We start from the raw sequence: 21,046 nt of genomic DNA, 5'->3' as shown, positions 1-21,046 counted from the left end.
CGCCCAACTCATGCCGGGGCACGCGGCGAACGCTACGCTGATCCTCGATAGGCCAATCGAGCTGGCTCAAGCGGACACGCACGGATCGTCTTTATCCTTTTCATCGCTGAAGCAGATCGATGCCGGCGTGCTCAATGTCGGATATGTGGAAGCAGGTCCTTCCGACGGTCCTGTTGCCATCCTCCTGCATGGCTGGCCCTACGACATTCACAGCTTCGCTGAGGTGACGCCGCATCTCGCATCGGCAGGCTTTCGCGTCATCGTCCCCTATGCGCGCGGATACGGTTCCACGACCTTCCGGACGGGCGAAACTCCGAGGACCGGTCAGCCGTCTGCGCTCGCGGTCGACGCGATCGCCTTGATGGACGCGCTCAACGTCAAGCAGGCGATCCTCGCCGGCTTCGATTGGGGCGCGCGCACCGCCGATATCGCGGCTGCACTCTGGCCGGATCGCGTCAAGGGTATCGTTTCGGTCAGCGGCTATCTGATTGGAAGCCAGGCCGCGGGAAAAGTGCCGCTGCCTCCGAAGGCCGAGCTGCAGTGGTGGTACCAATATTACTTTGCGACGGACCGCGGCCGCGAAGGATACGAGAAGTATCGGCGCGAATTTGCAGAGCTGATCTGGAAGCTCGCCTCGCCGAAATGGCAGTTCAGCGACGCGACATTCGCGCGCAGCGCCGCCTCTTTCGACAATCCGGATCATGTCGACATCGTCATCCATAATTATCGTTGGCGGCTTGGGCTCGCGAAGGGCGATCCCGCTCTCGACGAGCTGGAAGCGAAGCTGGCTGCAGCGCCGCAGGTTGGCGTGCCGGCCATCACGCTCGAGGGCGATGAGAATGGTGCGCCGCATCCCGATCCGTCGGCTTATGCCAAGAAATTCTCCGGCAGATATCTGCACCGCCTCGTGAAGGGCGGCATCGGCCACAATTTGCCGCAAGAGGCTCCCGCGGCCTTCGCCCAGGCCGTCATCGACATCAGCAAGAGCTGACACAACCGCATCTGCAGCAGGAGCAAATGCCATGACAGATCTCATCGATCCGCGTCAAATGACAACCGCCTTCGAAACACGCCAGGACCGTCGCCAGTTTCTGGGAAACGCGGCGATCGGGATCGCATCGGCAGGCGCGGCCAGCCTGCTTTCGGTGCATCCCGTGTTGGCGGCCAAGGGCGAGGATATTCGCCCATTTCACGTCAGCATTCCCAAGGACGCGCTTGATGACCTGCGCCGGCGCCTGGCGGTAACGCGCTGGCCGGATCGCGAGACCGTCGCTGATGCCTCCCAGGGCGTGCGGCTGAAGACCATCCAGCAGCTCGTCGAATATTGGCGGACTGATCACGACTGGCGCAAGCTGGAAGCGCGGCTCAATGCATTGCCGCAGTCCGTGACGGAAATCGACGGCGTCGACATCCACTTCATTCACGTGCGCTCGAAGCACGACAATGCGCTGCCGATGATCGTCACCCATGGCTGGCCCGGCTCGATCATCGAGCAGCTCAAGATCATCGATCCCCTGACCAAGCCGACCCCGCACGGTGCGAGTGCGTCTGATGCATTCCACCTCGTGATCCCCTCGATGCCGGGGTACGGCTTCTCGAGCCGACCGACGGCGACGGGTTGGGATCCCCAGCGCATTGCGCGCGCCTGGATCGTGTTGATGAAGCGCCTCGGCTACACCCGCTACGTCGCGCAGGGCGGCGACTGGGGCAATGCCGTCACCGAGCAGATGGCGCTGTTGGCGCCGCCGGAATTGCTCGGCATTCACACCAACATGCCGGCGACCGTTCCGGACGATATCGCCAAGGCGTTGCAGCCCGGCGGAACGATGCCTTCCGGTCTGTCAGTCGACGAAAAGCATGCCTATGAGCAGCTCGACGATTTCTACAAGCACGGCCTCGGCTACGCCATTGAGATGGGGAACCGTCCGCAGACGCTGCAGGGCATAGTCGACTCGCCGTCCGGCCTGGCGGCCTTCATCCTGGATCACGACATCCGTAGTTACGAGCTGATCGCACGCGTCTTCGACGGCAAGGAGGAAGGGCTGACGCGGGACGACATTCTCGACAACATCACGCTGTACTGGCTGACGAATACGGCGATCTCGTCGGCGCGCCTGTACTGGGAAAACAAGCTGAACTTCTTCGAGCCGAAGCACATCGCCATTCCGGTCGCCGTAAGCGTCTTCCCGGACGAGATTTATGCAGCGCCGCGGAGCTGGACAGAGCGCGCGTATCCGAAACTAATCCACTTCAACAAGCTCGACAGGGGAGGTCACTTCGCCGCCTGGGAGCAGCCGAAGCTGTTCAGCGTCGAGATGCGCACGGCCTTCCGTTCGTTGCGCCAGTCGATCTGAAACGAACGAAAATCCACCCACTGACACGGCCGTAGCCGACTCAAGGAGCAGTCATGAATCGTCCCGAAAGAGCTTTCCCGCGCCAGGAAATCCGCCTTGAGCGCCGCCTGCCGTCATATTGGCGGGTCACCTTCGATCTCCCGCCGGTCAACATCTTCGGGCCGAAAGAGACGCTACGCCTCAGCGAAATCATCACGGCGATCGAGCAGGATGAGCAAGTGAAGGTCGTGGTGTTCGACAGCGCCGTCGACGGCTTCTTCATCACGCATTACGATTTTCTCGTGCCGCTTGAGGAGTCGGCGAAGATCCCGCCGGGGCCGACCGGCTTGCAGGCGCTACCGGACATGCTGGTGCGCCTCAGCAAGGCGCCGGTGGTGTCGATTGCCTCGATCCGCGGGCGCGCTACGGGGGTCGGCAGCGAGCTGGCGCTCGCAAGCGACATGCGGTTTGCGAGCCGGGAGAAGGCGATCCTGTCGCAATGGGAAGTCGGCGCGGGCCTGGTGCCCGGCGGTGGTCCGATGGCGCGTTTGCCGCGGCTAATGGGAACGGGGCCGCGCGCTGGAGGTCCTGCTCAGCGCGGATGACATCAATGGCGATCTCGCCGAACGCTACGGCTACGTCAACCGCTCGCTTCCGGACGCCGAGCTGGACGGCTTCGTCGAAGCGCTGGCGATGCGGATCGCCTCGTTCGACAAGCAGGCGATCGCGGATACCAAGCGGTTGGTCGACGTCGCGAGCCTGCCGCCCGATGCCGAAATCAAGCCGGAGTGGGAGGCCTTTATCACGGCGCTCGCACGGCCTGCCAGCCAGAAGCGGATCAAGGCGCTGATGGAGCGCGGCTTCCATCGCGCCGGTGATGTCGAAAACCGGCTTGGTTTCTACGTCGGTCAAATCGGCGGATAGCCCGATCGTATCCGGTCGTCGCGAAAGGAAAACACATGATCCGTAAAGCAAGCGCTGTGTGGCGCGGTACCGGGCGTGCGGGAAGCGGCAATCTCTCGAGTGAATCTGGCGTGCTTGCCAATACGCCGTATTCATTCAGGACCCCGCTTCGAGAACGAGAAGGGCACCAATCCGGAGGAACTCGTTGCGGCTGCGCATGCCGGCTGTTTCACGATGGCGTTGGCTTTCGGCCTGCAGGCCGCGGGTTTCACGCCGACGGAGCTCTCGACTGAGGCGGCTGTCACGCTGAAGCAGGATGGACAGGCGTTCCGCATCGACCGATCGGCGCTGACATTACGCGCGAAGATCCCAAGCATCGACGAGACCGCATTCGCCCGCATCGCGGGTGAAGCCGAGAAGAACTGTCCGGTCTCCAAGGTGCTCAATGCGACGATCACTCTCGACGCGAAATTGATCGCTTGACCATAACCGTCCTCAGCAGAGGAAAGGATCGAACCCATGACCCGCAAGCATCAACCCGATCAGTCCAAGTTCCGGGCAATCCTGCCCGAAGACATCGACTGGAAGCCGTTCCCGGCTTTTCCGACCGGAGCGCGTTTGGCCGTCGTCGTGGGCCATCCCACCGAGCCCGGGCCCTATGTGGTCAGGGTCAAGGTGCCCGCCGGCACGAAGCTGATGCCGCACAAGCATCCGGAGGACCGCATCTACACGGTGATGTCGGGCGTGTTCTACATCGGGCTCGGCGAGACTTTTGATGGCGACAAGGTGAAAGCCTATCCGCCGGGAAGCGTCATCGTCCTTCCCGGCGAGACCTGGCATTTCCATTGGGCGAAGTCCGGGGAATACGTCACGCAGGTCACGGCAATCGGCCCCCTTGGTCTCGAATATCACGACCTGCACGACGACCCGCGTCATTCCGCTGAAGCGCGGTTCGATCCGGTCAGTCAGCGGACTGTGCCAGGAAACGCGGCGTAGCGAGTAGGACCGACCGGTCGCGCAGGAGGGGTGTTCGACAATGATCATCACCGGCATCGAGAGCATCCCGCTGCGTATCCCGTTCAAGCCGGGAACCAGGTCCGCTTCGTCCGCATGGGGCGACGGCAACCTGCCAGCCGCGGACTCCTTGCTGGTGAAGGTGACGACGGATCAAGGCCTCGTAGGGTGGGGCGAGGCATTCGGCTTCCGCGCGGTCGCTTCCGCCAGGCTCGCAGTCGACCAAATGATCGCACCGCTTTGTCTCGGCCAGGATGCGACCCGGATCGAGCCGCTGATGCTGGACGTCCAGCGGAAGCTGCACGTCTTCGGTCGCGGCGGTGCGTTGGCTTTTGCGATGTCGGCGGTCGACATCGCCCTCTGGGATCTCGCGGGCAAGGCCGCCAACGCGCCAGTCAGCCGGTTGCTCGGCGGTGGTCCAATAGAACTGCCTTGTTACGCAAGCCTCGTGCGCTACTCCGAGCCTGCGTTGGTCCGAGCCGCCGTCCGGCAGACGATCGATGCCGGCTTTCGTGCGCTCAAGCTCCACGAGATCGAGCTTCCCGCCATTCGCGCCGCCCGCGAGGAGGCCGGCCCGGATATCGAGCTGATGCTGGACGTCAATTGTCCGTGGACGCTCTACGAGGCCCGTCGAATGGCCGAAGAACTCAAGCCGATCGACCTGAAATGGCTGGAAGAGCCGGTTTGGCCACCGGAGAATTTTGATGGTCTCGCCATAGTGAGAGCTTCCGGTATGCCGACGGCGGCCGGCGAAAATGTCTACACCTTGATGGACTTCGAGCGCCTGTTCGCAGCGAATGCGGTGGATTTCGTCCAGCCGAGCCCGGCCAAGATGGGAGGCCTCAGCGAGCTTCGCAGGATCTTTCCGCTGGCCGCGGTCCACAACATTCCGGTGATGCTGCATTCGTTCTACGATGGCCCCGGTCTCCTGACGGCCATTCACGCGACGGCAGCGCTGGGGACCGCCAATTCCATGATCGAATGGCGCTGGTTTGATCTGGAGACGACGATTTACGGAGACTTGCTGAAGACAAGGGACGGGAGGATTGCGGTGCCGCAGGGGCCGGGCCTTGGACTTAATCCCGATCCTGCCGTCATCAAGACGTATCGCTGGAACTAGCCATGACCGAAGCCTACGAGCTCGTCGAGCACAGCTATGACGTGGTGATCGTCGGGGCCGGCGGCGCCGGGATGCGCGCTGCGCTCGGCATGGCCGCGTCGGGATTACGCACGGCCTGCGTCACCAAGGTGTTTCCGACCCGAAGCCATACGGTCGCCGCACAAGGCGGCATGGCCGCCTCACTCGGCAACATGGGCGACGGCGACAATTGGCGCTTCCACATGTACGACACAGTGAAAGGCTCGGACTGGCTCGGCGATCAGGACGCGATCGAATATATGTGCCGCGAGGCAGTGCCGGCGGTGCTCGAGCTCGAGCACTATGGCGTGCCGTTCTCGCGCACCAAGGACGGTATGATCTATCAGCGTCCTTTCGGCGGGCAGACGATCGGTTTTGGCAAGCAGATGGCGCAACGAACGTGTGCAGCGGCCGACCGCACCGGTCATGCCATCCTGCACACGCTCTACCAGCAATGCCTCAAGCACAACACTGAGTTCTTCGTCGAATATTTCGCTCTCGACCTGTTGATGGATGACGACGGTGCCTGCCGCGGCCTGCTCGCCTGGAATCTGGAGGACGGCACGCTGCATCGCTTCTGTGCCCACCGCACCGTGCTTGCGACCGGCGGTTACGGCCGCGTCTATTTCTCCTGCACGGCCGCGCATACCTGCACCGGCGACGGCAATGCCATGGTGCTGCGCGCAGGCCTGCCGCTGGAGGACATGGAGTTCACGCAGTTTCATCCGAGCGGCATCTACGGCTCGGGCTGCCTGATCACCGAAGGTGCGCGCGGGGAAGGCGGCTACTTCACCAATTCGGACGGCGAGCGTTTCATGGAACGCTATGCGCCAAGCGCAAAGGATCTCGCCGGACGCGACGTGGTCTGCCGCGCCATGACCATCGAGATCAACGAGGGGCGCGGCTGTGGTCCGCGCAAGGACTACATCGATCTGCATCTGGAGCATCTCGGCGCCGATATCCTGCATGAGCGCCTGCCCGGCATCAGCGAGACCGCGCGGGTTTTCGCCGGCGTCGACGTGACGCGCCAGCCGGTTCCGGTGCTGCCGACGGTTCACTACAACATGGGTGGCGTCCCGACCAATCTGCATGGCGAGGTCACGACCAAGCATAAAGGCGATGCCGAAACCGTGGTGCCGGGCCTGATGGCGATCGGCGAGGCTGCCTGCGTCTCCGTGCACGGTGCCAACCGGCTCGGTTCCAACTCGTTGCTCGACATCGTCGTGTTCGGCCGCGCGGCGGCGCTCCGTGCGACCGAGATGCTGCGTCCGGGCGAAGGTCATCCGCCGGCGCCGCAGGCGGCCACCGACCAGGCGATCGCGCGGCTCGACCGCATCCGGTGGTCGAAGGGCAAGACGGGCACGGGCGACATCCGGCTCGCGATGCAACGGACCATGCAGAAGCATTGCGCGGTGTTCCGCACCGGATCGCTGCTGGACGAAGGCGCCCGCGAGCTCGGCAACGTGATGGCGGCGATGCGCGACGACCTTGCGGTGTCCGATCGTTCCATGATGTTCAATTCCGATCTCAGCGAGGCGCTCGAGCTTGACAACATGCTGGCGCAAGCCAATGTCAGCCTGAGGTCGGCGATCGGCCGGACCGAAAGCCGTGGCGCCCATGCCCGCGAGGACTTTCCAAAGCGGGACGACGAGAATTGGCTAAAGCACACGTTGTCCTGGGTGGATCGGGAAGGGCACGTACGACTTGATTACCGGCCGGTGCATCTGCAGCCTTTGACCAACGAGGTTGCGACGATCCCGCCCAGGGAGCGGGTCTATTGAATGAATGGAGGCATCAAATGACGACAGAACGCGCCGTGCTCGCCGGAGGCTGCTTCTGGGGCATGCAGGATTTGATCCGCAAGCTGCCGGGCGTGATCGCGACCCGCGTCGGCTACACGGGCGGCAAGGTGAAGAATGCGACCTATCGCAATCACGAGGGCCATGCCGAAGCGATCGAAATCATGTTTGATCCGGCAAAGACCGATTTCAGGACCCTGCTGGAATTCTTCTTCCAGATTCACGATCCCTCCACCCTCAATCGCCAAGGTAACGATCTGGGCACGAGCTACCGTTCGGCGATCTTCTACACCAACGACGAGCAGAAAAAGGTCGCGGAGGACACGATCGCCGACGTCGACGCCTCGCATCTATGGCCCGGCAAGGTGGTTACCGAGGTCACGCCCGTCAGCGATTTCTGGGAGGCCGAGCCTGAGCACCAGGATTATCTCGAGCGCTACCCGGACGGTTACACCTGCCACTTTCCGCGTCCGGGTTGGAAGCTGCCGAAGCGGATGGCTCGCGCGGTCTGACTTCTATCGTCCGGGTTTGCGCCGGTCCGGCTTGAGCGCATCGGCCATCCGGACCAGTTCAGCATAGGTGCGGGCGCCCATCTTGTGCATGGCCGCGCCGCGATGGATCTTGACGGTGATCTCGCTGATGCCGAGGTCGCCGGCGACCTGCTTGTTCATCTTGCCGGCCGTAACGTGCAGCATCACTTCCTGTTCGCGTGGCGAGAGGGTTTCGAAACGCTGTCGCAATTGCGAGGCGTCGTTCTCGACCGTTCGCCGTTGCCGGTCGCGCTCGATCGCTGCCATGACGGCATCGAGCATGTCCTGATCGCGGAAGGGCTTCGGCAGGAAGTCGACCGCGCCGTGTTTCATGGCGTGCACCGACATCGGAATGTCCCCGAACCCGGTCATCATCACGACGGGAATCCCGACGCCGCTCTGCGTCAGCCGGCCCTGGAACTCAAGGCCGTTCATGTCGGGCAGCCTGACATCGAGGACGATGCAGCCCGGCCTGTCGGACAGGTCTGCCGACAGGAAGTCTTCCGCCGTGGCGTAGGTTTGGCTCTGAAGCCCGACCGACTCGAAAAGGCCAGCCAGGGCATCGCGCATGGACGCGTCATCGTCGACGACGTGCACGAGAGGCTTTTCTGGTTTTTCGTTTGCCGCGGACCGCATTGCCTTCGGACACACCGTATTTTTGCGGGCATGTCTAACATGAACGGCGATGGGCCGGGGATCACACCTATGTATAGGTATTACGGCGAGCCGCCGGCGGGCTGCGCCCGAAAGTGCAATGAGGACCGCACCTTAGGTCAGGCCGCGGGTGCATAGATCGAGAACAGCGATCCTTCTCCGACGACGGAGCGAACCTCGATCCGATGGCCAAGCGCCTCGAGCGCGCGGCGAACGATCGAGAGCCCGATGCCGAGGCCGTGGCCGCGCTCGGGCGCGAGGCGCGTGAAAGACTCGAAGATTCGCGGCAGTTGGCTCTCTGGAATGCCGATACCCGTGTCGTAAACGTCGATCCTGATCTCGGATCCCTTGCGGCGGCAACCGATCAGGATGCGGCCTCCCGGCTCGGTATATTTGATGGCATTGGTCAGGAGATTGCGGAGGATGCAGCCCAGCAGGATCGGGTTGCTCGTCACACAGGCATTGGTCGAGATCGCACGAACGTCGATGCCCCTTTGAAGCGCGGCGTCCTCGTTTTCGTGCCGCAGCCGCCAGAACAGTGGTCCAAGGTTGAGTGCGGAAATCTCGAGCGCGTTGGTACGCTCGGCGAGATAGAAGGCGTCCACGAGGCAATTGAGCTGCTCGGTCAGTTTCGTGACCGCGCGCTCCCCGCGGTCGATCCATGCCTGTTGCGGGACGTCATCGAGCCGCGAACGCAGCAACGCGTAGGTGCCCTGGATGACGTGTAGCGATGAGCGTAGGTCGTGTCCCATCATGCCCACCAGCGTCGTCTGCAGCTCGACAGCTGCAAGCGTTTGCGGGCTTCTACCTCTGGCTGGCGCTGCCGCGAAGCTTTCAATCGTTCTCATGGGTGCCCCCATTGTTGCTGGATCATACCACCATCGCATCAAGCGCCTGATGAACAGGAAGCGCCATTCTACGTTCCGGTGTCATGATCAACCGATCGTATGATCGGGACGCCCTCATCGCGGCTGGGGCGAGCCAGGACAGGAGTGCGCCGGTATTCGGCTGACCATTTTCTGGGCGGCCCCTCCCGTCCGGAGGGCTAGCTATAACACTCATGTATAATTCCTGGGCAGGAAGGGCGGGTGCAAGAGTGTCTTTCCCCGTCTCATGGGTTCAGTTCGGGGCAAGGATATTGAGTGCCTATGGATCTCGAAATCGCGGTCATCGACGATGACGACTCGTTCCGAGTGGCGCTTGTGGAATCGCTGTCATCCCTGGGATATCTGGTCGACGGATATTCCTCTGCCGAGGACTACATTGGCAGGGTAGGCAGCAGGTCGTTCAGTTGCGTCGTCACCGATATTCATATGCCCGGTATGAGCGGACTGGACCTGATGCAGCATCTGTCTGCTGAGGGTTCGACGACGCCCGTAGTGCTGATCACGGCCAAGTCCGACATCAATCTCGAGACGAAGGCGGCGGTGGCGGGTGCGGTATGCCTGCTCAGAAAGCCATTTGAGATAAATGACCTGATCGGCTGCATCCAAGGCGCCGTGAGCGACTGAGCGTTGCCGATGGCCCCCGATTTTCGGGGACTACAACGAACGGGCTATCTGATACCCTTTACTTGCCTCAAGATGCGGCGGGCTGCTTAGAACATTAGGTCGTAGGGACCCTCTCTTCGGTCGGCAGCGTCATTGAAAAGACGGCGCCCGCGGGTTCATTCGACGCTGCCCATAGCCGGCCGCCATGCGACTCCACGATCGAACGGCAAATCGATAATCCGATGCCGAGGCCAGTCGACTTGGTCGTGTAGAAAGCCTCGAAAAGACGCGCGGTGTCTGCTGGAGGCAGGCCCGGTCCCGAATCGCGAACAGCGACGATCAAATTGCCCGGCTCATCTTCTCTGCTATGAATTTGAAGCTCGCGCGATCCTTCGCTGACCTCACCCATCGCCTCGACGGCATTCATGATCAGGTTCAGGATCACGTGCTGCAACTGGACCTTGTCGCCAAGCACACACGGCAGCCGATCCGACAATTGCATCTTCACCAAAATCCCGTTGTCCGACATCACGCTGCGGGCAAGTTTGACGATCTCCATTATGGTTTCGTTGACGTCCAGGCTTTCTCTGCGCCTCGGTGCCTTCCTGGACAAATCCCGGATTCGATCGACGATGTCGGTGGCGCGCTTGCCGTCGCCGATGACGCGCTCGATCAACGGCCTGGCCCTCTCCAGATTCGGCGGTTGATGACCGAGCCAGCGCAGCGCGGTATCGGCGTTGGTGAGCAGGGCAGAGAGTGGCTGGTTGACCTCGTGGGCGATCGAGGCGGTGAATTGCCCCATGGTAACCACGCGGCTCGCATGCGCCAGCTCCATCTGGGCTTCCCGCAATCGCCGCTCGCTCTCGATCAACTCGCTCTCGGCCCTCTTGCGATCCTCGATATCATAGGTCGCCGCGTACCAGGCGATCACCTCGCCGTTCCTGCGCAGCGGCACGCGGCGCGTGGCGAACCAGCGGTATTCGCCGTCGGCTCTTCGCAGCCGAACTTCCGACTCGAAGGCTTCACCGGTACGAAGCGCAACGTCCCAAGCTGCCTCGAGCTGAGGAACGTCGTCGGGATGGGTGATGCGGCTGGTACGGCTGGTCCATCGCGTCGTCGTGAGGCCACTATAGGTGCGTCCGACTTCATTGACAAAGTCGATGATGCCGTCGGCCCGGTGGCGAAGCACCAGCACCGGGATGGTGTCGATGATGAGCTGAAGCTCCTCTTTGTGCGCGACATTGTCGACGCGAAGCGTCTCGTTTTGCCGCTCCAGTTCTGCGATCATCGCCTGCCGTTGATCGAGCTGTAGCTGCAGGGCTCGCGAAGCCCCCATCCGGCGAGCAGACAGCGACACGACAAGTGCTGACGCCGCGACAAACACGCAGAGTCGAACGATTTCGCCGAGCTGGAGAACGTAAGGAGCGGGCGCAAGAGGCGGATATTGGAGGGCAAGAAAAATCAGCGCGGCTGCAAGCGCCGCGGGACCGGGACCTGCGGCCAGGGCCACGAACGTAACCGCGGCGAGGTACAGCAGGAGCGTGGCATCTGCCCCGGACGACATGGTCACTGGGCTGGCCGCCACGACTGATATCGCAACCGACACAACTGCGATCGCATATTTCACGATGACTGGCCACGTCAGGTTCCGCGAAAAAGCGGAAGTCGTCATGATCAATCTTTCTAGCCCGCAGGCCTAGTAATGGTTGTTGTTGATCATTGGAGCACGTCTGAGGGACCACACTGTCGCCTGACTTTATCAGGTATGGGAGCCGACATCCACAATTGGCATCCACGGCGGAAGGCCACGGCATCACATCGATGCGGCCGATCGGGTCGCGGCGCCGTGCAACACGATCTGGAATACGGCGCCCTGGGGCGAGTTTGGGAAAACCAGCAGGGTTCCACCGTGAGATTCCATGATGGACCGGCAGATGAACAGGCCCATGCCCATGCCGCCCGGCTTGGTCGTGAAGAGCGGATTGAAGATCTGATCGATCTCCTGTGGCTGAATGCCCTTTCCAGTATCCGCGACCGAGACGGCGATGCCGCCGCCGTCATGCACTTCGGATCTCACACCCAGCGTGCGGAGCCCTTCCTTGGTCGCCATCGCCTCAATGGCATTTGTGATCAGGTTCAACAACACCTGCTGCAGCTGGATCCGGTCGCCCATGACTTGCGGGAGCTCGGCGTGCGGCTCCGTGCGAACCAAGATACGATGCTGCTGCAGGTCGCCATGGACCAAAGTGAGGGTCTCCTCGATGAGCAGGTTGACGTCGAGCCAGGCTCTGATCCGCGCGTCCTTTTTGAAGTTCGCGCGGATGCCGTCCATCACCGCGCCTGCGCGACGGCCGTCCGCGGCAATCTCCGAGAATTGCTCCTTTGCCCGTTCGAGCTCGGGCGAGGAGCGGCTGAGCCACCGCAGCCCCGTTTCGGCCCTGGTGATGATGGCCGAGAGGGGCTGCTTGATCTCGTGCGCGATGGTGGCCGCGACGGCATCACCGGTGATCAGACGCGCGCCGCGTTCGCGGCTCTGGGCGCGAACGGCGCCGATCAGGCCTGCATAGACGATGGTGATTTCATACAGCAGGACAAACAGGATGAGACTGCCCGACAGCAGGCTGCAGGTGCGGCCGGCATACCAGCCGAGACTGAAGCGCGCCGAAACGGGAAAGCTGCTGATGAGGACCTCGGTCATGAAGACCAGCATCACCACCATCAGCCATAGGTCGAGCAACGACTTCTGACGTATCCAGAGCAAGATGATCGCGACTGTGGTCAAGAGCGCGATGATGCCCGCGGTGTAATACCAGACTGCGGAGAAGTTCAGCGCGTCGATCATGAAGCTCGGCAAATGGCTTTGGGAGATCACCAGGACACAGCTCATCGCCGCTATGGTGATCGCGACAGTGGCGACACATGACAGAATGGTCGCGACCGCGGAGAATTTCCTGAGCCGGCTGGCAGGCTCCGCGTCCTTCAACAGGGCATAGGCGATGACGAATAGCGGGAAGCCGGCGTGCCATAACGTGTAGAGCCCAGACCGTGATCTCGGACGAATTTCCTCCAAGCAGCCCGTGGGGCGCAAACACGCCCGGAAAAGAGAGCAGCCAGGGAATGACGACCAGCGCGGTCCAGGCATAGCCGCTCGAAATGACGAGGAGGGCGCGCGACCGCACGATCGAGAATTGCGTGAACAGCAGGACCGCCGTGATCGAGTCGCTGACGAACATGGCCATGCCGTAGAGCGGCACCAGAGCGTCCACCACAGGCAGCTTCACCTGCTGCATGTGGGTGGCTGAAATGAATAGCGTCGGGAGTATGATCAGCAGCGCGACGACGAATGCGAGTCTTTGCTGGGTCTTGCTTGGCGGCAGGTTCGAAAGAACCAGATATTCTTCGGGCGACGCCATTGCTACCTCTCGGACCGGATCCGATCGACCGCACTGAGCCCGTGCCGGTCGAGATATCTTATTATGGCTTTGATTAAACGCCAAACTGCTGAGATATCAACCAGCTGGGAGGATGCCGGTGATGCGCCTATTCGCAGTGCTTGATTCCCATTGATACCGCGCTTTTGCAAACGGAACGTCGACGCGGACTTGGCTCGAATGGAGTTGCTTGCGACTGATGTGCCTTAGGGCGAAATCGAGTCAGTCAATCAACTGACAGCTTTGCGTGTTGCCGACAGGTCGATGACCGCCCTGCCATCGGCGGTTTCGAAATTCGACGCGATGCCGCCAAGTATTTTGATGAGGCCTCACAATCGCGGGCCTTTGGTCTCGATCAGAAGAGTCCTCCTAACACCAATGTATAGGCCGGGGAAAACCTGCGTTGGATGGAACGGGAGAGATCGCAATGAGTAGGGTCCGAACGCCAAGGGGCATCGGCCGGCCAGATACCTGACGCGGAATCGGTACAGAACAAATGACGTGTCCGCCGGCCCAGATATCGGATTCATGTCATGACAAATCTGACGATAAATGGAGAACCAAGATTATTCGACGCGCCGCCGGATATGCCGTTGCTATGGGTGCTGCGTGACATACTCGGCATGACTGGGACAAAGTACGGTTGCGGCATCGCGCAATGCGGCGCCTGTACCGTGCACGTTGACGGCAAGCCCTTGCGTTCTTGCCTGCTTCCGGTCGGTGCGATATCCGGTCGTGCCGTTACCACGATCGAAGGGATCGGCGCGACCACGACAGGCGCAAGAGTGCAGAAAGCATGGCTTGATCTGGAAGTGATCCAGTGCGGCTATTGTCAGTCGGGTCAGATCATGGCGGCGGCCGCATTGCTCGCTGCCACGGCCGATCCCGATGATTCCGACATTGATGCTGCCATGGCCGGAAATATCTGCCGTTGCGGGACCTACGAGCGAATTCGCCGGGCGATTAAGCAGGCGGCCTCGGCACGCCAGCCTTAAGGGGGGCATGATGGTTCGGACAGGATCCGGGACGCTATCGCGCCGCTCACTGTTGGCCTCCGGACTGGCGGGCGGCTTTCTGTTTGCTTTCCATCTTCCTGTACGTGCGGCACCAGAATTCGTAGAGCGGCAATCGGGCCCGGCCAGCGGTGAATTTGTTCCGAATGCCTTCATCCGCATCGACCATTCGGGGAAGACGACGCTGGTAATGCCCCAGGTTGAAATGGGCCAGGGCGTATACACGTCAATCCCGATGATCCTGGCGGAGGAGCTCGACGCTGATCTTTCGCAGGTGGTGCTGGAGCATGCCCCACCGAATGACGCGCTCTATGCCAATCCAATGCTGCACTATCAGGTCACGGGCAATTCCAATTCGGTTCGTGCGTGGTGGAAGCCCTTGCGCGCGGCCGGCGCCGGCGCACGCATGATGCTGGTGCGGGCAGCGGCCGAGGCGTGGAACGTCGACCCGTCGGAGTGCGTCACAGCCAACGGCATGGTCATGCACAAGGCGAGCGCCCGCGAAGTCTCCTATGGGGCACTGGTGAGCCTTGCCAGGATGCAGATGCCGCCAAAGGACATAACGCTCAAGGAGCCGAAGGATTTCGTGCTGGTAGGCAAGCCGCTCAAGCGACTCGATACGCCGGACAAGGTCAACGGCAAAGCGATCTACGGCATCGACGTGATGCTTCCCGGGATGAAATTTGCGACGCTCAAGGTGTGCCCTGTCCTCGGTGGGAGGGTCGTCGCGGTCGACGACAGCGCGACGAAGAAAATTCCTGGTGTACGGCAGGTGGTGGTGCTCGAAGACCTTGTTGCGGTTGTCGGCGACCACATGTGGGCAGCCAAGAAGGGCATCGAAGCGCTGGCCGTGGATTGGGACGAAGGCCCAAATGGCGCCGTCAGCCAGGACGACATCTGGCGCGATATCAGATCGGCAAGCGAGCAGGATGGCGTCGTCGCCAAATCATGTGGCGATATCGACAAAGGTCTTCTGCTTGGCGAGAAGCTCGAAGCGTCGTACGAGCTCCCGTTTCTTGCGCATGCGACGATGGAGCCGGTGAATGCGACGGTTCACTGCAAATCGGACTCCTGCGAGATTTGGACCGGAACGCAAGTGCTGGCGCGTGTCCAGTCCGACGCCGCGAGAGCGGCCGGGCTTCCCCTCGAGAAGGTGATTGCCAGGAATCACTTGCTCGGCGGGGGCTTCGGTCGCAAGCTTGAAACTGACATGGTGACCTCGGCGGTTCGGATTGCCAGGCAGGTCGATGGTCCCGTCAAGGTGGTGTGGACTCGTGAAGAAGACATCCAGCACGATTTCTACCGTCCGGCGTATCGTGACACGATCGCCGCCACTTTATCCGACGGGAAGATCGCGAGTTGGAAGTATCGGATCACCGGGCCCGCGATCTTCGCACGCAGGCTGCCTGCAGCGTTCAGGAACGGAATCGACATCGACGCTGTCGATAGTGCCGTCAACGTGCCCTACGACATTCCACATTTCCATGTCGAGTATGTACGGGCCGAACCGCGCGGGGTGCAGACCGGCTTTTGGCGCGGTGTTGGTGCAAACAACAACGTCTTTGCTGTCGAATCCTTCATGGATGAATTGGCCAGGAAGGTTGGGAAGGATCCGCTAGAGTTTCGGCGAACCATGCTCGGAGGGCGGCCGCGCTTTCTCGCAGCGCTGAACCTGGCCGCAGAGAAATCCGGATGGGGCGAACCGCTCCCGGCACGGGTCGGGCGAGGTGTCAGCCTGCAGCCGTCCTTTGCCAGCTTTATCGCGACCGTCGTGGAGGCTGAAGTCGATGAACAGGGCGAGGTGCAGCTTCGCCGCGTCACCTCCGCGGTCGATACTGGTATTGCCGTCAATCCGGATACCGTGGCAGCGCAGGTCGAGGGAGGTCTGATCTTTGGCCTGACCGCGGCCCTCTATGGCGAGATCACGATCGCCAGGGGACGCGTCAAGCAGTCGAATTTCAACGATTACCGCATGCTGCGGATCGACCAGGCACCGAGAATTGACATCCACATTATCAAGAGCGGAGAGCCTCCCGGAGGTATCGGTGAGACCGGCGTGACGGGCTCGGCGCCGGCCCTCCGCAATGCGATCTATGCCGCGACTGGCGTTGCCTTGAGGCGGTTGCCGCTTGACCGCCGCTTGATCGCGGCGAAACGATCATGAGCCCGGTTACACGCCGTAGCCTTCTCGGCGCCGCCGCGGTCATCGCGGTCGGGGCGGCGGCCGGCGTCTGGTTCGTCCGCGGGCCGGATCCGCTTGCATTCACGGCCGGTCGCAAGATCGCGTTGGCCGACTATGGCGGTGGGGATCCGACGGGGGTTCCGGCGTCGCTCGCCACCAGGAGCTTGGTCGAGCGCGGAAAATATCTGGCGGAGGCAGCCGATTGCATTGCCTGCCATACCTCGCAAGGCGGCAAAGTCTATGCCGGAGGCAATGCAATCAAGCTGCCTTTCGGCGTGCTGTATTCGACCAATGTCACGCCGGACAAGGAGACCGGCATCGGCAACTACAGCGACCAGGAATTTCTCGACGCGGTCCAACGCGGCATCCGCCGCGATGGGGCACGGCTATATCCGGCGATGCCATTCACCTCGTATACCTATATGACCGATGCCGACGCGCTGGCGATCAAGGCGTACTTGTTCACTCTGCCGCCAATACGTGCAGCGCGGCCTGCCGATACACTGATATTTCCTTTCAACCAACGTTGGGCGATGGGATTTTGGTCTGCACTGTTCACGCGTGACAAACGCATTGAGCCGGATGCTGCACAAAATCTCGAATGGAACAGGGGCGCGTACCTCGCGGAAGCGTTGGCCCATTGTGGGGAATGCCATACGCCGCGCAGCCTGGCGATGGCGCTGGACAACCGCAAGAAATTCGCCGGCACCGTCACGGCGGGCTGGCGCGCGTTCAATATCACTTCTGACAAAGCCACCGGTCTCGGCGCATGGAGCGACCAGGACATCTCGTCCTACTTAACGATCGGCCACGCTAACGGACGTGGCACCGCCTCCGGCCCCATGGGAGAGGCCGTCGACCATAGCTTCAGCAAACTGATGCCGGAGGACATTCAAGCGCTCGTCACCTTCTTGCGCAGCGTCCCGGCCATCGCTTCCCCGCAACTCCCGGCCACTCTCGCGCCGGCTGCATCAGCTTCACACGGGCAGGGCGCAACCGACGCGGATCTTTTTGGGAAGAAGGTCTTTGAAGGCGCTTGCGTCAGTTGTCACGGCTGGACCGGGGAAAGTCCGATTTCGCCGTTCGCAATGCTGACCGGCTCTTGGGCGGTCAACGATCCCAACGGGACCAACGTCGCGCAGATCGTCATTGTCGGAACCAAACGGCATACGCCCGATGGCGCACTTTCGATGCCGGCGTTCGGGAATGTCTATTCTGACGGTGAGATCGCGGGCGTCGTCAACTACGTGACCGCGCGCTTTGGCGGCAAGTCGGCCAAGATGACGGCCGGCGATGTCGCAGCGCTGAGAAAGCAAACGTCAGAGTAAATCTTCCCGCGCGTGTGCATGCGAGGCCGATGGCGCCATGTTCAAGGGACGCGCGTCGATGAGGGCGCGTCATTGAACCCATTCCACTCCCTTCTTCCAGGGCGCCGGATACAACGTCGTGACTCATCTCCTAGTAGCGCACGTTCATACCTTGAGATGACCCGAGCCCACCGAAGAGGCGATGGTCGAACGTCTTGGCGATCCGCAAACTGCCTCGAAGTTTTTCAGGGAAGTGCCTGCGCAATTGATGCTGCTGCGATGGCGATACCGTTCCCGTCTCAGTCGTCAAACGCTGCGGTCAGCCGGATCGGATGCCAAAGGAAAGGGAGATGAAGATGCCAAGGACATCGAGCCAGCCGCGAGTCGACGTTGCAGACGATACGCGGGCCGTGTCGGCTGCAGTCAACAAAGACATTGAGATGCGGGCGGGAAGCGATCAACTGCCCGTCGAGAGCACAAGGCTGCTAACGCGACACAAGAGCCGGCTATCCCGGGTGCTCCGAATGGCCGTGCTGGCACTCGCAGGGACGCTCTCGATCGCCGGTGCCGGTGGACTTGGCTACTACTATTTGACCACCGGCCGCTACCTGGAATCCACCGACGATGCCTATGTGAAGGCGGATTCCACGATCATCGCGCCCAAGGTGTCCGGCTACATTGCTGAAGTGCTCGTGGCCGACAACGAGAAGGTCAAGGCCGGCCAACTGCTCGCACGTATCGATGACCGCGACTACAGAACCGCATTGCTGCAGGCGCAGGCGGATCTCGCGGCTTCCGAGGCCGGAGTCCGAAACGTCAAGGCGCAACTCGAGCTTCAGCAGCCCTTGATCCAGCAACAGGCAGCCGAGGTTGAGACGGCCGAAGCAAATCTGACGTTCGCGAAACAGGAGCGCGCGCGCTACGACGACCTGATGAAGACGGGGGCTGGGACCGTGCAGCGCGCGCAGCAGACCGATGCCGCTTTGCGCGCGCAGACGGCGCAGTTACAGCAAGGCAAATCAGCGCTGCTCGCCGCCCAGAAAAGGCTTGAAGTGCTGTTCACGGAGCGGGACAGGGGCGCCGCGCTGCTCGCTCACGCTCGCTCCTTCGAGCGCCAGGCGGAGCTGAACCTCTCCTACACAGAAATCACCGCGCCGGTCGATGGCACGGTCGGCGCCCGTTCCCTGCGGGTCGGCCAATACGTACAGGCCGGCACCCAATTGATGGCGCTGGTGCCGCTCGACAAGGTTTATGTGATCGCCAATTTCAAGGAGACGCAGCTCACCCACATGCGTGAGGGCCAACCTGTCGAACTGTACGTCGACAGCTTCCAGTCGAACATGCTGAAGGGGCATGTCGACAGCCTGGCGCCGGCGAGCGGCCTGGAGTTCGCTCTTCTACCGCCCGACAACGCCACCGGAAATTTCACCAAGATCGTCCAGCGCGTTCCCGTGAAGATCGTGCTCAACGATTCGAACCTTCGAGGTTTGCTCCGCCCGGGAATGTCGGCGGTACCGACAGTCGATACCAAGTCGCCGGTCCTCGCCAAGCGAGATTCTGCGGAACACCTCGCGGCACGCGAGCCCTGAGGGCGCGGCCTAGCAAATCCTCTCATGGGATGACCCGTCATGACCGCTGTGCCAACGACGATCAACATGATCCCTGCAGGCGCAAGCCGATCGAGTACCGTGGCAGAAGCCGCTCCCGGCGTCTCCGCCAAAACCTGGGTCGCGGTGATCGGCGCCACGCTCGGAGCGTTCATGGCGGTCCTCAACATCCTGATCGTCAATGCATCGCTTGCCGATATTCAAGGCGGGATCGGTGCCGGCATCGATGACGGCGGCTGGATTTCGACTTCCTACCTGATCGCCGAGATTGTGGTGATTCCACTCAGTGGCTGGCTTGCCCAGGTCTTCTCGATCCGGATCTATCTGCTGACCAACGCCGTCCTCTTCCTGGTGTTCTCGGCGGCGTGCGCGCTAGCGCGGGATTTGCCGCAGATGATCGCGCTGCGCGCGGTGCAAGGCTTCACCGGTGGGGTCCTGATCCCGCTGGCATTCACGCTGATCATCACACTGTTGCCGAAGGCCAAGCAGCCGATCGGCCAGGCGCTGTTTGCGATATCCGCGACGTTTGCGCCGGCGATCGGGCCGACGATCGGTGGCTATCTGACCGAGAACTGGGGTTGGCAGTACATTTTCTATGTCAACATCGTGCCGGGCGCGGTCATGATCGGCATGCTCTACTTTTCATTGGAAGCGACGCCGATGAAGCTGGAACTGCTGCGTGTCGGCGACTGGTTCGGCATCGTCACCATGGCGGTCGGCTTGTCCGCATTGCAGACTGTGCTGGAGGAGGGCAACAAGGATGACTGGTTGGGTTCACCTTTCATAGTCCGCTTCGCCGTCGTCGCTGCAATCGCGTTGCCGCTGTTCGTGGTCATTGAGCTGATCAGCAAGAAGCCACTGCTCAATCTCCGTCTGCTGTTCCGCCGCAGCTTCGGCTTCGGTGTTCTTGCCAATTTCCTGCTGGGCGTCGCCTTGTATGGCTCCGTCTATATTCTTCCAGTCTATCTTTCCCGCATCCAGGGCTACAATTCCGAGCAGATCGGCGCGGTGCTGGCGTGGACCGGGTTGCCGCAGCTTGTGCTGATCCCGCTGGTGCCGCGGCTGATGAAACGTATCGATCCGCGAGTCCTGATCGGCGTCGGATTTGCGTTGTTCGCTGCGTCCAACTTCATGAATATTTATATGACTCGCGACTACGCGGCTGATCAGCTGTTCTGGCCGAATGTCGTCCGCGCCGTTGGTCAAGCCCTCATGTTCGCGCCGCTTTCGGCGGTCGCGATCGCAGGAATCGAACCGGAGAATGCCGGGTCCGCGTCCGCATTGTTCAACATGATGCGCCAGCTCGGCGGTGCCATCGGCATTGCCGCGCTGCAGACGCTGCTGACCAAGCGCGAGCAGTACCATTCCAACGTGCTCTCATCGTCGATCTCGGTTCTGGAGCAGGCGACACGCGCCCGGCTGGACCAACTGACTGATTATTTCATGAACCACGGTGTGATCGACCGCGTCGACGCTGCGCATCGCGCCTATGTCGCAATCGGCAAAATCGTCCAGAAGCAGGCATTTATTCTTGCGTTCAGCGACACGTTTTTTGCGCTTGGCGCGGCTCTGATCGTTGCAGTGCTGGCGGGTCTGATGCTCAAGAAGCCCGCTCACCTGGATGCAGGCGCCGGACATTGAAGAG

General features: G+C 61.6%; 16 protein-coding genes and 3 pseudogenes. 14 read left to right on the top strand and 5 right to left on the bottom strand.

Annotation, left to right across the window (positions count from 1 at the left end):
* The first annotated feature begins 10 nt into the window (after positions 1-10).
* The 8 genes and pseudogenes from ACVWW1_RS13615 to msrA all read left to right on the top strand — a co-directional run bounded on the left by ACVWW1_RS13615 (position 11) and on the right by msrA (position 7,699).
* The gene (locus ACVWW1_RS13615; protein WP_456656669.1) at positions 11-991 is read left to right on the top strand and encodes an alpha/beta fold hydrolase; all 981 of its coding nucleotides are present in this window, start codon (positions 11-13) and stop codon (positions 989-991) included.
* A gap of 31 nt (positions 992-1,022) precedes the next feature.
* Positions 1,023-2,354 carry an epoxide hydrolase family protein gene (locus ACVWW1_RS13610; RefSeq protein ID WP_456656141.1) on the top strand — a complete coding sequence of 444 codons (1,332 nt, stop codon included), beginning with the start codon at positions 1,023-1,025 and terminating at the stop codon, positions 2,352-2,354.
* Positions 2,355-2,407: 53 nt separating this feature from the next.
* A pseudogene (locus ACVWW1_RS13605) lies at positions 2,408-3,257 on the top strand (enoyl-CoA hydratase/isomerase family protein).
* Positions 3,258-3,292: 35 nt separating this feature from the next.
* Positions 3,293-3,719 (top strand): annotated as a pseudogene (locus ACVWW1_RS13600) (OsmC family protein).
* Positions 3,720-3,755: 36 nt separating this feature from the next.
* Positions 3,756-4,232, top strand: a complete 477-nt coding sequence (locus ACVWW1_RS13595) for a cupin domain-containing protein (RefSeq protein WP_456656140.1) — start codon at positions 3,756-3,758, stop codon at positions 4,230-4,232.
* Positions 4,233-4,272: 40 nt separating this feature from the next.
* Positions 4,273-5,370 (top strand): mandelate racemase/muconate lactonizing enzyme family protein, encoded by a 1,098-nt coding sequence (locus ACVWW1_RS13590; protein ID WP_456656139.1) that lies wholly within the window; start codon positions 4,273-4,275, stop codon positions 5,368-5,370.
* Positions 5,371-5,372: 2 nt separating this feature from the next.
* Entirely contained in the window at positions 5,373-7,169 is a 1,797-nt protein-coding gene (sdhA, locus tag ACVWW1_RS13585) for a succinate dehydrogenase flavoprotein subunit (protein ID WP_456656138.1), read from the top strand.
* A 17-nt stretch (positions 7,170-7,186) separates the two neighbouring features.
* Complete coding sequence (msrA, locus tag ACVWW1_RS13580; protein WP_456656137.1) at positions 7,187-7,699, top strand: peptide-methionine (S)-S-oxide reductase MsrA; 513 nt, start codon at positions 7,187-7,189, stop codon at positions 7,697-7,699.
* A 3-nt stretch (positions 7,700-7,702) separates the two neighbouring features.
* Here the strand turns inward: msrA and ACVWW1_RS13575 are convergent, their stop codons facing one another.
* Both ACVWW1_RS13575 and ACVWW1_RS13570 read right to left on the bottom strand, forming a co-directional pair.
* Entirely contained in the window at positions 7,703-8,353 is a 651-nt protein-coding gene (locus ACVWW1_RS13575) for a response regulator transcription factor (protein ID WP_456656136.1), read from the bottom strand.
* 137 nt (positions 8,354-8,490) lie between these two features.
* Complete coding sequence (locus ACVWW1_RS13570; protein ID WP_456656135.1) at positions 8,491-9,219, bottom strand: sensor histidine kinase; 729 nt, start codon at positions 9,217-9,219, stop codon at positions 8,491-8,493.
* A 300-nt stretch (positions 9,220-9,519) separates the two neighbouring features.
* On the opposite strand from ACVWW1_RS13570, the gene ACVWW1_RS13565 reads away from it, so the two are divergent.
* Positions 9,520-9,882 carry a response regulator transcription factor gene (locus tag ACVWW1_RS13565; RefSeq protein ID WP_456656134.1) on the top strand — a complete coding sequence of 121 codons (363 nt, stop codon included), beginning with the start codon at positions 9,520-9,522 and terminating at the stop codon, positions 9,880-9,882.
* A gap of 94 nt (positions 9,883-9,976) precedes the next feature.
* On the opposite strand, the gene ACVWW1_RS13560 is transcribed toward ACVWW1_RS13565, so the two are convergent.
* The 3 genes and pseudogenes from ACVWW1_RS13560 to ACVWW1_RS13550 form a co-directional block, all read right to left on the bottom strand.
* A complete protein-coding gene (locus tag ACVWW1_RS13560) occupies positions 9,977-11,533 on the bottom strand; it encodes a sensor histidine kinase (protein ID WP_456656133.1) in 1,557 nt (518 codons plus the stop codon).
* A 141-nt stretch (positions 11,534-11,674) separates the two neighbouring features.
* A complete protein-coding gene (locus ACVWW1_RS13555) occupies positions 11,675-12,931 on the bottom strand; it encodes an ATP-binding protein (RefSeq protein WP_456656132.1) in 1,257 nt (418 codons plus the stop codon).
* Positions 12,932-12,968: 37 nt separating this feature from the next.
* A pseudogene (locus ACVWW1_RS13550) lies at positions 12,969-13,094 on the bottom strand (hypothetical protein); the annotation flags it as partial.
* 731 nt (positions 13,095-13,825) lie between these two features.
* On the opposite strand from ACVWW1_RS13550, the gene ACVWW1_RS13545 reads away from it, so the two are divergent.
* The 5 genes from ACVWW1_RS13545 (at position 13,826) to ACVWW1_RS13525 (ending at position 21,042) form a co-directional block, all read left to right on the top strand.
* Positions 13,826-14,287 carry a (2Fe-2S)-binding protein gene (locus ACVWW1_RS13545; RefSeq protein ID WP_456656131.1) on the top strand — a complete coding sequence of 154 codons (462 nt, stop codon included), beginning with the start codon at positions 13,826-13,828 and terminating at the stop codon, positions 14,285-14,287.
* Between the two features lie 10 nt (positions 14,288-14,297).
* The gene (locus ACVWW1_RS13540) at positions 14,298-16,469 is read left to right on the top strand and encodes a molybdopterin cofactor-binding domain-containing protein (RefSeq protein ID WP_456656130.1); all 2,172 of its coding nucleotides are present in this window, start codon (positions 14,298-14,300) and stop codon (positions 16,467-16,469) included.
* Positions 16,466-17,815, top strand: a complete 1,350-nt coding sequence (locus ACVWW1_RS13535; protein ID WP_456656129.1) for a cytochrome c — start codon at positions 16,466-16,468, stop codon at positions 17,813-17,815. Before ACVWW1_RS13540 ends, ACVWW1_RS13535 begins: the two co-directional genes overlap by 4 nt.
* Before the next feature lie 335 nt (positions 17,816-18,150).
* Positions 18,151-19,383, top strand: a complete 1,233-nt coding sequence (locus tag ACVWW1_RS13530; protein WP_456656668.1) for an HlyD family secretion protein — start codon at positions 18,151-18,153, stop codon at positions 19,381-19,383.
* A gap of 39 nt (positions 19,384-19,422) precedes the next feature.
* Positions 19,423-21,042 carry an MDR family MFS transporter gene (locus ACVWW1_RS13525; RefSeq protein ID WP_456656128.1) on the top strand — a complete coding sequence of 540 codons (1,620 nt, stop codon included), beginning with the start codon at positions 19,423-19,425 and terminating at the stop codon, positions 21,040-21,042.
* Positions 21,043-21,046 lie beyond the last annotated feature (4 nt).

The organism is Bradyrhizobium sp. JR3.5 (assembly GCF_054057015.1).
Note: the sequence above shows the minus strand (reverse complement) of the source record. Positions and strands in the feature narration are given on the sequence as shown.